The organism is Streptomyces sp. NPDC029014 (assembly GCF_055564695.1).
The window spans coordinates 1-13,295 of the sequence record NZ_JBVHVT010000084.1; the positions used below are offsets into that span (position 1 = coordinate 1).

14 protein-coding genes are annotated in these 13,295 nt (G+C 73.2%); 5 read left to right on the forward strand and 9 right to left on the reverse strand.

From position 1 onward, the window contains the following. Positions 1-162 precede the first annotated feature (162 nt). The 3 genes from ACZ4VL_RS32905 to ACZ4VL_RS32915 are packed head-to-tail and all read right to left on the reverse strand — an operon-like array spanning position 163 to position 2,070. A complete protein-coding gene (locus ACZ4VL_RS32905) occupies positions 163-939 on the reverse strand; it encodes a DUF3710 domain-containing protein (protein WP_361093785.1) in 777 nt (258 codons plus the stop codon). A gap of 1 nt (position 940) precedes the next feature. Further along, positions 941-1,486 carry a dUTP diphosphatase gene (gene dut / locus ACZ4VL_RS32910; protein ID WP_468207402.1) on the reverse strand — a complete coding sequence of 182 codons (546 nt, stop codon included), beginning with the start codon at positions 1,484-1,486 and terminating at the stop codon, positions 941-943. Continuing rightward, on the reverse strand, positions 1,486-2,070 hold the full coding sequence (locus ACZ4VL_RS32915) for a PaaI family thioesterase (RefSeq protein WP_468207405.1): 585 nt from the start codon (positions 2,068-2,070) through the stop codon (positions 1,486-1,488). Before ACZ4VL_RS32915 ends, dut begins: the two co-directional genes overlap by 1 nt. Before the next feature lie 58 nt (positions 2,071-2,128). Between ACZ4VL_RS32915 and ACZ4VL_RS32920 the strand changes: the two genes are divergently transcribed. Then, positions 2,129-2,602: a DUF3093 domain-containing protein gene (locus tag ACZ4VL_RS32920; RefSeq protein WP_361093795.1), complete on the forward strand. Its 474-nt coding sequence runs from the start codon at positions 2,129-2,131 to the stop codon at positions 2,600-2,602. Between the two features lie 77 nt (positions 2,603-2,679). Here the strand turns inward: ACZ4VL_RS32920 and ACZ4VL_RS32925 are convergent, their stop codons facing one another. The 4 genes from ACZ4VL_RS32925 to ACZ4VL_RS32940 form a co-directional block, all read right to left on the reverse strand. After that, positions 2,680-3,606: a hypothetical protein gene (locus ACZ4VL_RS32925; protein WP_468207408.1), complete on the reverse strand. Its 927-nt coding sequence runs from the start codon at positions 3,604-3,606 to the stop codon at positions 2,680-2,682. A gap of 12 nt (positions 3,607-3,618) precedes the next feature. Continuing rightward, positions 3,619-3,915 carry a DUF4193 domain-containing protein gene (locus tag ACZ4VL_RS32930; protein ID WP_179178219.1) on the reverse strand — a complete coding sequence of 99 codons (297 nt, stop codon included), beginning with the start codon at positions 3,913-3,915 and terminating at the stop codon, positions 3,619-3,621. A 392-nt stretch (positions 3,916-4,307) separates the two neighbouring features. Continuing rightward, on the reverse strand, positions 4,308-5,561 hold the full coding sequence (locus tag ACZ4VL_RS32935) for a sensor histidine kinase (protein WP_468207411.1): 1,254 nt from the start codon (positions 5,559-5,561) through the stop codon (positions 4,308-4,310). 5 nt (positions 5,562-5,566) lie between these two features. Beyond that, entirely contained in the window at positions 5,567-6,220 is a 654-nt protein-coding gene (locus tag ACZ4VL_RS32940; RefSeq protein ID WP_361093804.1) for a response regulator transcription factor, read from the reverse strand. 244 nt (positions 6,221-6,464) lie between these two features. Here ACZ4VL_RS32940 and ACZ4VL_RS32945 point away from each other — a divergent pair, with 244 nt between their 5' ends. Next, a complete protein-coding gene (locus ACZ4VL_RS32945; protein ID WP_385843885.1) occupies positions 6,465-6,632 on the forward strand; it encodes a hypothetical protein in 168 nt (55 codons plus the stop codon). A gap of 136 nt (positions 6,633-6,768) precedes the next feature. On the opposite strand, the gene ACZ4VL_RS32950 is transcribed toward ACZ4VL_RS32945, so the two are convergent. Together ACZ4VL_RS32950 and ACZ4VL_RS32955 are read right to left on the reverse strand one after the other, a co-directional pair. Further along, entirely contained in the window at positions 6,769-7,599 is an 831-nt protein-coding gene (locus ACZ4VL_RS32950) for an inositol monophosphatase family protein (protein ID WP_468207416.1), read from the reverse strand. A 13-nt stretch (positions 7,600-7,612) separates the two neighbouring features. Beyond that, complete coding sequence (locus ACZ4VL_RS32955) at positions 7,613-8,782, reverse strand: ferrochelatase (protein WP_468207419.1); 1,170 nt, start codon at positions 8,780-8,782, stop codon at positions 7,613-7,615. A gap of 171 nt (positions 8,783-8,953) precedes the next feature. On the opposite strand from ACZ4VL_RS32955, the gene ACZ4VL_RS32960 reads away from it, so the two are divergent. The 3 genes from ACZ4VL_RS32960 (at position 8,954) to sepH (ending at position 13,187) form a co-directional block, all read left to right on the forward strand. Beyond that, positions 8,954-10,237: an MFS transporter gene (locus ACZ4VL_RS32960; RefSeq protein WP_468207422.1), complete on the forward strand. Its 1,284-nt coding sequence runs from the start codon at positions 8,954-8,956 to the stop codon at positions 10,235-10,237. Further along, complete coding sequence (locus ACZ4VL_RS32965; protein ID WP_468207425.1) at positions 10,164-11,516, forward strand: D-arabinono-1,4-lactone oxidase; 1,353 nt, start codon at positions 10,164-10,166, stop codon at positions 11,514-11,516. The genes ACZ4VL_RS32960 and ACZ4VL_RS32965 overlap by 74 nt, the downstream gene beginning before the upstream one ends. A gap of 630 nt (positions 11,517-12,146) precedes the next feature. Further along, positions 12,147-13,187, forward strand: a complete 1,041-nt coding sequence (gene sepH, locus ACZ4VL_RS32970; protein ID WP_385843901.1) for a septation protein SepH — start codon at positions 12,147-12,149, stop codon at positions 13,185-13,187. Positions 13,188-13,295: the final 108 nt, after the last annotated feature.

The following is a 13,295-nucleotide window of genomic DNA, read 5'->3' on the forward strand; positions in this document are numbered from 1 at the left end:
CCCCTAGCTCCTCCCCCCCCCCCTCTTCCCCCCCCCCCCCACCCCCCCTCCCTCCCCCCCCCCCCTCCCCCTCCCCCCCCCCCCCCCCCCCCCCCCCCCCTCCCCCCGCCCCCTCCCCCCCCCCCCCCCCCCCCCCCCCCCCCCCGCGGCAGCAGCGCAGGGTCAGCGGACCTCGGTGATCTCCGGGCCGCGCTCCAGCTGGCCCATGCCGCCGGAGAAGCGGGAGCCTTCCTGGTCCTCGGTCTGCACGCCGTCCGGCACCATCTGGGCGTCGTTCGGCAGCTTCAGCACGATCGGGTCGCGCGGAGCCATCGGGCCCTCGCCGCGGACGATCACGGTGTCCCGGAAGATGGCCTCCAGCACGCCCGCCGACTCGGGGCGCACCGCTCCCTGGCCGGAGATCACGCCGCGCAGGAACCAGCGCGGACCGTCGACGCCGACGAAGCGGACCAGCTGGGCGCCGGTCTGGCCGTCGGGCATCGGGACGGGCACCTGGGCGCGCAGCTCCCAGCCGAGCGGGCCCTCGACCTCGTCGATCAGGCCGCCCTGCTGGACGATGCCGGCCGCGATCTCGTCGCGGACCTCGCCCCAGATGCCTTCCTTCTTGGGTGCGGCGAAGGCCTGCAGCTGCACGGCGCTGTCGCCCAGCACGACGGTCGCGGCGACGATCGCGTCACCGGCGACCTCGACGCGCAGCTCCATGCCCTCGACACCCGGTACGAGGATGCCGCCGAGGTCGACCCGGCCCTCCGCCGGAGAACCGGGCACCTCGGTGACGTCCCACGGGCCGTCGGGTCGCGGGGCCGGCGGCAGGTTCACCCTGCGGGGGGCGGCGTCGATCTCCTCGCCGTCCTGGCCATCGGCAGCCACGCCGTCCACGACCTGCTCGGCCGCGCCGCCGTCCTTGGCGGAGTCGTTCTTCTTGCGACGTCCGAACACGTCACTGTCCTTCCCGGTCGGATACGACCGAAGCGTAGCCATTCCCACCCTGCTGACCAGCGCCGTTTCCGGCCACGGCCGCATGGCCTCCGGTGGAGCCGAACCCCCCGTCGGCCCGCGCCGAGCCGGGAAGCTCCGCCACCTCGTGGAAGCGCACCTTCTCGACCCGCTGGACAACCAGCTGGGCAATGCGGTCGAAGCGCTCGAACCGGACGCTCTCGCGCGGATCGAGATTGACCACGATCACCTTGATCTCCCCACGGTACCCGGCATCCACCGTCCCCGGGGCATTCACGAGCGCGAGCCCGCAGCGGGCGGCGAGTCCCGAGCGCGGGTGCACGAAGGCCGCGTACCCGTCGGGCAGGGCGATCGAGACCCCGGTGGGCAGCACCGTGCGCTCGCCGGGGGCGAGCTCGGCGGCCTCGGTGGTCACCAGGTCGCAGCCGGCGTCGCCGGGGTGGCCGTACGCGGGGAGGGGCACCTCGGGGTCGACGCGCTTGATCAGCACGTCGACGTCGTGACGGGGGCCGTGATTGTTCTGAGCCATCAGGGGTTCACCTCGAAGGCGCGTGCGCGCCTGACCTGGTCCGGGTCGGCCATGACCGCCCGGATCTCCTCGGGCCGACCGTTGTCGATGAAGTGGTCGACCTTCACCTCTATGAAGAGCGCGTCCGCGCGCACGGCGACGGGGCCGTCGGGCCCCCCTGTCCGGCCGACCGCGGTGCAGTAGATCTTGCGGCCGGCGACGGCGGTCACCTCGGCCGCCAGGTGGAGCACGGTGCCGACCGGCACCGGCCGCACGAAGTCGGTCTCCAGCCGCCCGGTCACCGCGATGACGCGCAGCAGCCAGTTCAGGGAACCCAGCGTCTCGTCGAGCGCGGTGGCCAGGACGCCGCCGTGCGCGAGGCCGGGGGCGCCCTGGTGGGCGGGCCGGACGGTGAACTCGGCGGTGACGCTCACGCCGTCGCCCGCCCGCGCCTCCAGGTGGAGCCCGTGCGGCTGGTCCCCGCCGCAGCCGAAGCAGTGCTCGTAGTGCGAGCCGAGCAGATCGCCGGGTGCCGGGGCCTCGGGGTGCCGGACCGGCGCCACGGCATCGTCCGGGGGCGTCAACGCTGTGTTTCGTCCACTCACAGCCGCAGACCTTACCCGCGCCACTACCCGCCGGTCGCCTCGTGGCAGGCTTGAGGACATGCAGCTCTCCCCCGCACACCACGACGAACGCCTGACCGCCCCCCGCGCCTGGTGGGGCATCGCCGCCCTCACCGGGCTGGCCGGCGCCCTGATGCTGCTGCCGCTGGGCACCCTGCCTCTGCTGGCCGGGCTCATCGGCGGCGTGGCGCTGGCGGGACTGCTGGTGAGTTCGTACGGCTCCGCGCGGGTGCGCGTGGTGAACGGGTCGCTGGCCGCCGGCGACGCGCGGATCCCGGTGTCGGCCCTGGGCGAGCCGGAGGTGCTGGACGCGGAGGAGGCGCGCGCCTGGCGGACGTACAAGGCGGACACCCGCGCGTTCATGCTGATGCGCAGCTACGTCCCGACGGCGGTGCGGATCCCGGTGACGGACCCGGCCGACCCGACGCCGTACGTGTACCTCTCCACCCGGGAGCCCGAGGCCTTGGCCGCGGCGGTCCGGGCGGCCAAGGCCGCTGCCCCGGCCGGCGGCTGACCCTCAGCGGGACCGGCAGCTGACCGCAGCAGGCCGGACAGCCCCGGCGCGCCGGGGCTCCCGGGCCGGGGCCGGTGTCAGCCCTGGTGCCCGCTCTGCGGTCCTTCGAGGGCGGGCCCGGGATCGCCGGGGGCCTCGGGGTGGCGCTGGGCGGGCAGCTGGAGCGGCGGAAGCGGTGGCAGGGCGTGCCAGGGCACGGCCCGGGTCCGCAGGTCCGCACGGACCTTCTCGGCGAGTCTGCGGGTGTCGCGGCGGTTCATGACCGCGCCGACGGCCGCACCCACCATGAACGGCATCAGGTTCGGCAGGCTGCGGATCATCCGCTTCATGATCTGCTGGCGCAGTTCGCGCTTCATCTGGCCGCCGAGGACGGAGTTCAGCGTCGACGGCCTCATGAGGTCGACGCCGCGCTCCTCGGTCCAGGCGGTCAGGTACGCGACGCTGCGGTCCTTGACGTTGCCGGGCGGTCGCAGGCCGTAGACCTCGTGCAGCTCGGCGACGAGCTTGAGCTCTATGGCGGCGACGCCGGTGATCTCCGTGGCCAGCTCCACCGGCATGGCGGGCGGCACGGGCAGCATGGCCGCAGCACCGATGCCCGCGCCCACCGTGGACGTGCCGTTCGCGGCGCCGGCGATCAGCTTGTCGGCCAGCTGGTCGGGGCCGAGGCCCGGGAACTGGGCCCGCAGGGTCGCGAGGTCCCGGACCGGGATGCGCGGGGCGGTCTCGATGATGCGGTCCGCGATGTACAGGGCGGCGGCCCTGGCGCCTTCGCCGCCCTTGCGCACACCGCTCTTCACGGCCTGCAGCCGACGGGCCCCGGCCCGCTGCCGGTTCCCTTCGCCGGACTCCGCGGCCGCCGGGACCACCGCGGCGGTGTCGGAGCGCACGGCGGGCACGCCGGGAGCTCCTGGGCCCGTTTCCGGGTCGGTGGCTCCCGCCGGTGTCACCGCCGGATCAGCGGACTTCCGGAGGCGAAGCCTGCGGAAGGGTGTCGAGCCGGTCACGGCCGACGCCTCTCAGTCGCAGTCGCGGCAGATCGGCTGACCGTTCTTCTCGCGCGCCAGCTGGCTGCGGTGGTGCACCAGGAAGCAGCTCATGCAGGTGAACTCGTCGGCCTGCTTGGGCAGCACCCGGACGGCCAGCTCCTCGTTGGAGAGGTCTGCTCCGGGGAGCTCCATGCCCTCCACCGCGTCGAAGTCGTCGATGTCGACGCTGGAGGCCGACTTGTCGTTCCGCCGGGCCTTCAGCTCTTCGATGCTGTCGTTGTCGACGTCTTCGTCGGTCTTGCGTGGGGTGTCGTAGTCCGTTGCCATGTTTCGCTCTCCCCCTCTGGGATTTAGCGGTGTCTCAGCGCACGTAACGCGCGAGAGGCCGGACTTGTGCCCGACCTGAGGCGGAGATTTTGCCTCACATCAAGGTCTGTTACTCAATCGACACCCAGCCGCGCGCCTGAAGGGGCGACCGGCTGGGATGACGACCGGGACCGTACACGGTCCGCAGACCGCCTTGCACAAAGGCCACCCGGTGTATTTTCCGCCGGGCGGGGGGCCGGAAACCCGGACTTGCCGGACTTTCCGGGTCTTCCGCGCCTTCTTTGGGCCACTGAACGCACATGACCCCACACTCGACCATGTGACCGATCACACAGAATTCAACTTGTTCAAAGAGCAGCTATTCAGCTGTAGGCGAACAAGGATTCGGGGACTCAGAGGGGCAACGTGACACGCATCACGAGACCTCCGCCCTCCCTCGGGGTGGCCGCGATCCGCCCGCCGTGTGCGCGCGCCACGGAGCGCGCGATGGACAGGCCGAGGCCCACACCCTTGTCGCTCCCCGTTCGCTCCGTACGCAGCCGCCTGAAGGGCTCGAAGAGGTTGTCCACCTCGTACGCGGGAACCACCGGACCGGTGTTCGACACCACGAGGACCGCCTGGCCGTGCTGGGCGACCTCGGTGGTGACCTCCACCCAGCCGCCCTCCGGCACGTTGTACCGGACGGCGTTCTGCACCAGGTTGAGCGCGATCCGCTCCAGGAGCACGCCGTTGCCCTGCACCACGGCCGCGGCGCGCTCGCCCCGGAGCTCCACGCCCTTCGCCGCGGCCTCCGCCCGGGCCTGGTCGATGGCACGCGAGGCGACCTCGGCCAGGTCCACGGGCTTGCGCTCGACGATCTGGTTCTCGCTGCGGGCGAGCAGCAGCAGGCCCTCGACCAGCTGCTCGCTGCGCTCGTTGGTCGCGAGCAGGGTCTTGCCCAGCTGCTGCAGCTCCACGGGCGCCCCCGGATCGGACAGGTGCACCTCCAGCAGCGTCCGGTTGATCGCCAAGGGGGTGCGCAGCTCGTGCGAGGCGTTGGCGACGAACCGCTGCTGGGCGGTGAAGGCCCGCTCCAGGCGGTCGAGCATCTCGTCGAAGGTGTCGGCGAGCTCCTTGAGCTCGTCGTCCGGCCCGTCCAGCTCGATCCGCCGGGTCAGGTCGGAGCCCACGACGCGGCGGGCGGTACGGGTGATCTTGCCCAGCGGGGAGAGCACCCGGCCGGCCATCGCGTAGCCGAAGGCGAAGGCGATGATGCTCAGGCCCAGCAGGGCCATCAGCGACCGGCTGAGCAGGTCGTCCAGCGCGTGCCGGCGCTGTTCGAGCATGCACGACTGGATCGCGGCGTAGAACTGGTCGAAGGGCTGCTCGCCGCCCACCCCGGGACAGGTCGGGCTGGAGACGACGATCTTCTGCCCGCTGACGCTTACGATCTTGAACGGCAGGGCGTTGCCCTCCCGCAGTGCCTGCGCGGCCAGCAGGTAGATGATCGACAGCAGCAGGATCCCGGCGATCAGGAACATGCCGCCGTAGAGCAGCGTGAGGCGTATGCGGATGGTGGGACGCAGCCAAGGGAAGGGACCCTCGGGCTGGCCGGGGTCCCAGGTCGGTTTCGGGGGCGCGGACGGCGGCGCCGGGGTGGGTGCCACCCGCGTCAGATCCGGTATCCGGAACCGGGCACCGTCACGATGACCGGCGGCTCCCCGAGCTTGCGGCGCAGGGTCATGACCGTGACCCGGACCACGTTCGTGAACGGATCGGTGTTCTCGTCCCACGCCTTCTCCAGCAGCTGCTCGGCGGACACGACGGTCCCCTCGCTCCGCATGAGGACCTCCAGCACCGCGAACTCCTTGGGCGCCAGCTGCACCTCACGGCCCTCGCGGAACACCTCGCGCCGGTTCGGGTCGAGCCGGATCCCGGCCCGCTCCAGCACCGGCGGCAGCGCGACGGTCGTACGCCGGCCGAGGGCGCGCACGCGGGCGATCAGCTCGGTGAACGCGAAGGGCTTGGGCAGGTAGTCGTCGGCGCCGAGCTCCAGGCCCTCCACCCGGTCGCTCACGTCCCCCGACGCGGTCAGCATCAGCACCCGCGTGGGCATGCCCAGCTCGACGATCTTCCGGCAGACGTCGTCGCCGTGCACGAGCGGGAGGTCCCGGTCCAGCACGACGACGTCGTAGTCGTTGACCTCGACGCGCTCCAGGGCCGCGGCGCCGTCGTACACGACGTCCACGGCCATGGCCTCGCGGCGCAGTCCGGTGGCCACCGCATCGGCGAGCAGCTGCTCGTCCTCGACGACGAGTACGCGCACGTCGTTTCCTTCCTCCGAGCCCTCAGGGCACACGTGTATTGCGCCGACCATCCTGCCCGTTTCGGCCGTAAACCGGCTGTAAGGCGCCACACGGGGGCCGATCCGGGGCGGAAGTGTGGATTCCCTGGGCTTGCGAGGTTTCTGGGCCCAGGGTGCCGGGGAGGACGTCAGCACACCCCGACCACTCCCTGACGGCGGACTGCCGCGTGCCGCCGCCGACCCATGAAGAGGGGGCGAACCCACCATGGACGCATTCACCGCAGGTCTCCTGCAGCGCATCAGGACCACGCAGTCCGACCTCCAACACGCCCGTGAGACGGGCGACCACCACCTCGTGGACGTGGAACAGGCCGAACTGGAGGATCTCCAGCGCCTCGCCGCAGAACACGGAGTGCCTGTCTCCGCCTGCTGATCCTCCCCCACCCACCCCCGGACCCCGGCCGCCCTCCAGGCGGTCGGGGTCCCTGCACGTCCGGGCCAGGACCGGAGGACGTCCGGGCCACGACCGGGGGCGGGGCCGGCCCCCGGTCGCCGAGGACTCCGCGCCGTCAGTCGTGCCAGGCCCCGGCCGCCTCCAGCAGCGGCTGCAGCGCCTCGAACACGGCCGGGGTGCCCGCGAGCGCCAGCTCGCCGGAGGCGGGCCGCCCCGGGCGGCCGCCGGTCAGCGCCCCCGCCTCGCGGGCGATCAGCACCCCCGCCGCCAGGTCCCAGGGGTTCAGCCCGCGCTCGTAGTACGCGTCCAACCGCCCCGCGGCCACGTCGCACAGGTCGATGGCCGCCGACCCGCCCCGCCGGATGTCGCGCACCTGCGGGACCACCTGTCGGGCGACCTCCGCCTGCTGCGCCCTGCGGGGCTGGAGGTAGGCGAACCCGGTGGCCACCAGGGCCTGGTCCAGCGGCGCGGCCGCCCGGCAGGCGAGCCGGGTCCCACCCAGCCAGGCGCCGCCGCCGAGCACGGCGCGGAAGGTCTCTCCGCGCATCGGCGCCGCCACGACGCCGACCAGGGTCTCCCCCTCGTACTCGGCCGCGACGGACACGCTCCAGGAGGGGAGGCCGTACAGGTAGTTGACGGTGCCGTCCAGCGGGTCCACGATCCAGCGCACCCCGCTGGTGCCCGCCCGGTCGGCGCCCTCCTCGCCCAGGAGCGCGTCGTGCGGCCGCCGCCGCTCCAGGACCCCGGTGATCAGCTTCTCCGCGGCGAGGTCCATCTCGGTCACCACGTCGATGGGGCTGCTCTTGGTCGCGGCCACCGCCAGATCGGCCGGTCTGCCGTCCCGCAGCAGCGCGCCGGCGGCCCCGGCGGCCTCCAGGGCCACCTCCAGCAGCTCGGCCGCCAGCCCGTCCGGGGCCCCGGGCCCCTCGTGCGTCTCGGATGTCACGGTCCGCTCCCCCTCACGCGTACGGGCTGTCGGCCCCCGCGGCCGCCGGCCGGGCGGAGCGCGCCGGGCAGCAGCCGACCGGGCACAGGTCGTGGCTCGGTCCGAGCAGCCCGAGTGCGCACCGCTCCACCGGCTCGCCCCGCTCGACCGCGGCCCGCTCCAGCAGCAGCTCCCGGACCGCCGCAGCGAAGCGCGGGTCGGCCCCGACGGTCGCCGAGCGCACCGCCGGCAGCCCCAGCTCGGCGGCCTTGGCCAGGGCCTCGGTGTCGAGGTCGTACAGGACCTCCATGTGGTCCGAGACGAAGCCGATCGGCACCATCACCACGGCCGGGGCGCCGGCCCCGTGGAGCGCCTCCAGGTGGTCGCAGACGTCCGGCTCCAGCCAGGGGATGTGCGGGGCGCCGCTGCGCGACTGGTAGACGAGCTCCCAGGGCAGCGCCGCCCCCGTCTCGGCGCGCACCGCGTCCGCGATCACCTCGGCGACGTCCAGGTGCTGCCGGACGTACGCCCCGCCCGCGCCGTCCGCGGTGTGCTCCCCGGTCGGGCCGGAGGCGTCCGCGGCGGCGGTCGGGATCGAGTGCGTGGTGAAGGCCAGGTGGGCGCCGGCCCGTACCTCCTGCGGCAGCGACTCCAGTGCCGCCAGCACCCCGTCGATCATCGGCCGTACGAAGCCGGGGTGGTTGAAGTAGTGCCGCAGCTTGTCGACCCGCGGCAGCTCGGCCACGCCCTCCTGCTCCAGGGTGGCCAGCGCGTCGGCGAGGTTCTCCCGGTACTGGCGGCAGCCCGAGTACGAGGCGTAGGCGCTGGTCGCCAGTACCGCGATGCGGCGGCGGCCGTCGGCGGCCATCTCCCGCATCACGTCGGTGAGGTACGGCGCCCAGTTCCGGTTGCCCCAGTAGACGGGCAGGTCCAGCCCGTTCTCGGCGAAGTCCTTGCGCAGCGCGTCCAGCAGCTCGCGGTTCTGCGCGTTGATCGGGCTGACCCCGCCGAAGCCGAAGTAGTGCTGCCCGACCTCCTTGAGCCGCTCGCGCGGGATCCCGCGCCCGCGCGTGACGTTCTCCAGGAAGGGGACGACGTCGTCGGGGCCCTCGGGGCCGCCGAAGGAGAGCAGCAGGAGGGCGTCGTAGGGGCCGGCAGGGCCTTGGGCCGGGGGCGAGGCGGCGGCACGGAGCTGGTCTGACATGCCTCGAATCCTGCCACCCGGCCCCTCGCGCGGGGAACGGGGCCCGCCGGGCTCCACCCCCGCCGACCGCAGGTAAGGTAAACCTAACTTCCTGTCTGGATCATCCCCGTGCGGGCGCCTGTCGGCACACGTAACCTGTATGGGCCAGAGACGTCCCTTACGGAGGGCACCTTGCCCAGTCCCTACCGCGCCATCTTCGCCGCCCCCGGCACCAGGGGGTTCAGCGCTGCCGGCCTCATAGGCCGGATGCCGCTGTCGATGGTCGGCGTCGGCATCCTCACCATGATCTCCGAGATCACCGGCCGCTACGCGCTGGCCGGTGCGCTCACCGCGACCCTCGCCCTGTCGGCCGCCGTCGTCGGCCCGCAGGTCTCCCGCCTCGTGGACCAGTACGGCCAGCGGCGGGTGCTCCGCCCGGCGACCCTGATCGCGCTCGCCGCGGTCGCCGGACTGCTGCTGTCCGCGGCGAACGGGCTCCCGGACTGGACCCTCTTCGTCTTCTCGGCGCTGGCGGGCTGCGTACCGAGCGTCGGCTCGATGATCCGCGCCCGCTGGACCGCGCTCTACCGCGACCGGCCGCGCGAGCTGCACACGGCGTACTCCTTCGAGTCCGTCGTCGACGAGATCTGCTTCATCTTCGGCCCGATCCTCGCCATCGGGCTGTCGACCACCTGGTTCCCCGAGGCGGGCCCGCTGGTCGCCGCGCTCTGCCTGCTGGTGGGCGTCTGGTGGCTGACGGCGCAGCGCGCCACCGAGCCGCCCCCGCACCCGCGCGACCCCGCCGCCGACCGCCGCAGCTCCGCGCTGTCCTCCCCCGGCCTGCAGGTGCTGGTGGCCACGTTCGTCGCGACCGGTGCGATCTTCGGCTCCATCGACGTCGTCACCCTGGCCTTCGCCGAGGAGCAGGGCCACAAGTCCGCGGCCAGCTTCATCCTCGCGATCTGGGCGGCCGGCTCCTGCATCGCGGGCATCGTCTTCGGCCTCCTCCACCTGAAGGGGAAGGCCGAACGCCGTTGGGTACTGGGCGTGTGTGCGATGGCCGTGAGTATGATCCCCCTCCTACTGGCCGGGAACCTGCCGTTCTTGGCCGTGGCGCTCTTCGTCTCGGGCCTCGCGATCGCTCCCACGATGATCACCACGATGGCCCTGATCGAGGCGCACGTACCACGCGCGAAGCTGACCGAGGGCATGACCTGGATCAGTACCGGCCTCGCGGTCGGTGTCGCGCTCGGGTCCTCCGTGGCCGGCTGGGTCATCGACGCCGCCGGTGCGAAGTCCGGGTACGTCGTCTCCATCTCGGCGGGGGTCGCCGCGGCGGCGGTCGCGTTCGCGGGTTACCGCCGGCTGACGAGGTCGGCGCAAGGGGAGGAGCCAGCTGACGATGGGGACGGTCACAGCAGGACGGAAGCAGCCGGGGGCACCGGGCACACCGCCGAATCCGGCAGCGTGGCGTAACTGGGCGGGCAACGTCACCGCCGCACCGGCGCGGGTGGTGGCCCCGGCTTCGGTCGAGGAGGTCCAGGAGGCCGTGCGCCGGGCCGGCGAGGACGGGCTTCGGGTGAAGGCGGTCGGCAGCGGCCACTCCTTCACCGCGGCCGCCGCCACCGACGGGGTGCTCCTGCGCCCCCAGGCCCTCACCGGGGTCCTCGGCGTCGACCGGGCCGCCGGCACCGTGACGGTGGCGGCCGGTACGGCCCTGAAGGACCTCAACCGGGCCCTCGCCGCCGAGGGCCTGTCGCTCACCAACATGGGCGACATCATGGAGCAGACGGTCTCGGGCGCGACCAGCACCGGCACCCACGGCACCGGCCGCGACTCGGCCTCCATCGCCGCCCAGATCCGCGGTCTGGAGCTGGTCACCGCCGACGGCCGGCTGCTGACCTGCTCGGAGAAGGAGAGCCCCGACGTCTTCGCGGCCGCCCGGATCGGCCTCGGAGCGCTGGGCGTCGTCACCGCGATCACCTTCGGCGTCGAGCCGCTGTTCTTCCTGAACGCCCGCGAGGAGCCGATGCGCTTCGACCGGGTGACCGCGGAGTTCGAGGAGCACTTCGCGGAGAACGAGCACTTCGAGTTCTACTGGTTCCCCCACACCGGCAACTGCAACACCAAGCGCAACAACCGCAGCCAGGGCCCCGCCGCCCCGCTCGGGCCGGTGAGCGGCTGGGTCGAGGACGAGCTGCTGTCCAACGGCGTCTTCCAGGCCGTCAACTCCCTGGGCCGCGCGGTCCCCGCCGCCATCCCCGGCATCGCCCGTCTCGCCAGCCGCGCCCTGTCCGCGCGCAGCTACACCGACATTCCGTACAAGGTGTTCACCAGCCCGCGCCGGGTGCGGTTCGTGGAGATGGAGTACGCCCTTCCGCGCGAGCGCGCCGTCGAGGCGCTGCGGGAGCTCAAGGCGATGGTCGACCGCTCCCGGCTGCGCATCAGCTTCCCCGTGGAGGTGCGCACCGCCCCGGCGGACGACATCGCGCTGTCCACGGCCTCGGGGCGGGAGACCGCGTACATCGCCGTGCACATGTACAAGGGCACCCCGTACCAGGCCTACTTCACCGCCGCCGAGCGCATCTTCACCGCGTACGGCGGGCGACCGCACTGGGGCAAGGTGCACACGCGGGACGCCGCCTACTTCGCGGAGGCCTACCCGAGGTTCGGCGAGTTCACCGCGCTGCGGGACCGGCTGGACCCGGACCGGCTCTTCGGCAACGACTACCTGAGGCGGGTGCTGGGCGACTGAGCCCCGCCGCGGGACCGGGTCCGACACCGCGCGGCGCGAGTCGCGCGGGGTCGGGCCGGGCCGGTGGGGGCGGCCCGGTGGCGGGCCGGGTCGGAACGGGGTCCCGCCCGTCCGGTCCTGTCTCGCCGTCACCCGGTGTGTGTCCCACCACTCTTGGGCTCTCGCACCCCGTCGCTCCCGGCAGTCACACGACTGCCGAGCGAAGCGGATGACTCCGTTTCTGCGGATTCTGTGCACCAAGGCACCTGAAATCGGGCACGATTGCAGGTCGGACGCGATCCGGGCAGCCCAACAGCCGCCGACACCCGCAAGTTCGGCGGCGCGGCGGTCCACCGCGGTGGCCCGAATGGAGTACTGTGGCGACGCCTGGGGTCGTCCTTCCTTTCGGCTGTCCGGACCCAGGAGAGGGGGCCGGTTGACGGAGAGAGCGGCACTCGGACCGGTGATGCCGCGGCATTGCACGGGCGCCTGCTGCGCACAGTAACCATCTGGTCACTGTGCGTACCCAACAGGTAACCGTGCCATAACGGCGATCAAGGGCGCATGCCCGACACGCCGGTTGAACTCGGCAAGGTTGTGGCAGGCTGCACCCGGGCAGGCCACACTCGACTAGCGGAAGCAGCGACGCACGTGACGTCGGCAGGCACCACCCGGGAGGTCCCCATGCCCGAACTGCGTGTCGTGGCCGTCTCGAATGACGGCACACGACTGGTGCTCAAGGCTGCGGACAGCACGGAGTACACGCTTCCGATCGACGAGCGGCTTCGGGCTGCCGTGCGCAACGACCGCGCGCGCCTGAACCAGATCGAGATCGAGGTGGAGAGCCACCTCCGCCCCCGCGACATCCAGGCGCGCATACGGGCCGGCGCCTCCGCGGAGGAGGTCGCTCAGCTCGCCGGCATCCCCGTCGACCGCGTACGCCGCTTCGAGGGCCCGGTGCTCGCCGAGCGCGCGTTCATGGCGGAGCGGGCCCGCAAGACCCCCGTCCGCCGCCCCGGTGAGAACACCGGACCCCAGCTCGGCGAGGCCGTACAGGAACGACTGCTGCTGCGGGGGGTCGACAAGGACTCCGTCCAGTGGGACTCCTGGCGCCGCGACGACGGCACCTGGGAGGTCCTGCTGGTCTACCGGGTCGTGAACGAGACCCACTCGGCGAGCTGGACCTACGACCCGCCGCGCCGACTGGTCGTGGCCGTGGACGACGAGGCCCGCGCCCTGATCGGCGAGGCCGACGACCTGCCGACCGCCCCGGAGCCGAGCTACCCGTTCGTGCCGAGGATCGCCCGGCTGCCCCGGGACCGGCCGCTCGACCGCACCCTCGACCGGCCGGAGCGCCCCGTGGCGCCCGCACCGGAGCCGGAAGAGGAGCGGGACACGCTGACCAGCCTGCTGGAGGCGGTGCCGAGCTTCCGCGGGGACCTCGTGGTCCCCGAGCGCGAGGAACCCCCGGCCGAGGAGGCGGAGGCCGAGGAGCCCCCGGCCGCCTCCGCGGGCGCGGGCAGTGCGTACGCGGACGTCCTCATGCCGCGGACGGTGGCCGGCCACCGCGACCGCCTGACGGGCACCACCGACCGGCAGGCGGAGGCCGACGGCGTCCGCCCCGGCCGCCGCGCGGCGGTCCCGAGCTGGGACGAGATCGTCTTCGGCACCCGCCGCAAGAAGCAGGAGTAACCGCCCTCGAACGCCGGGGGGGGGGGGGGGGGGGGGGGGGGGGGGGGGGGGGGGGGGGGGGGGGGGGGGGGTGCGGGGGGGGGGGGGGGGGGGGGGAGGGGAGGGAGA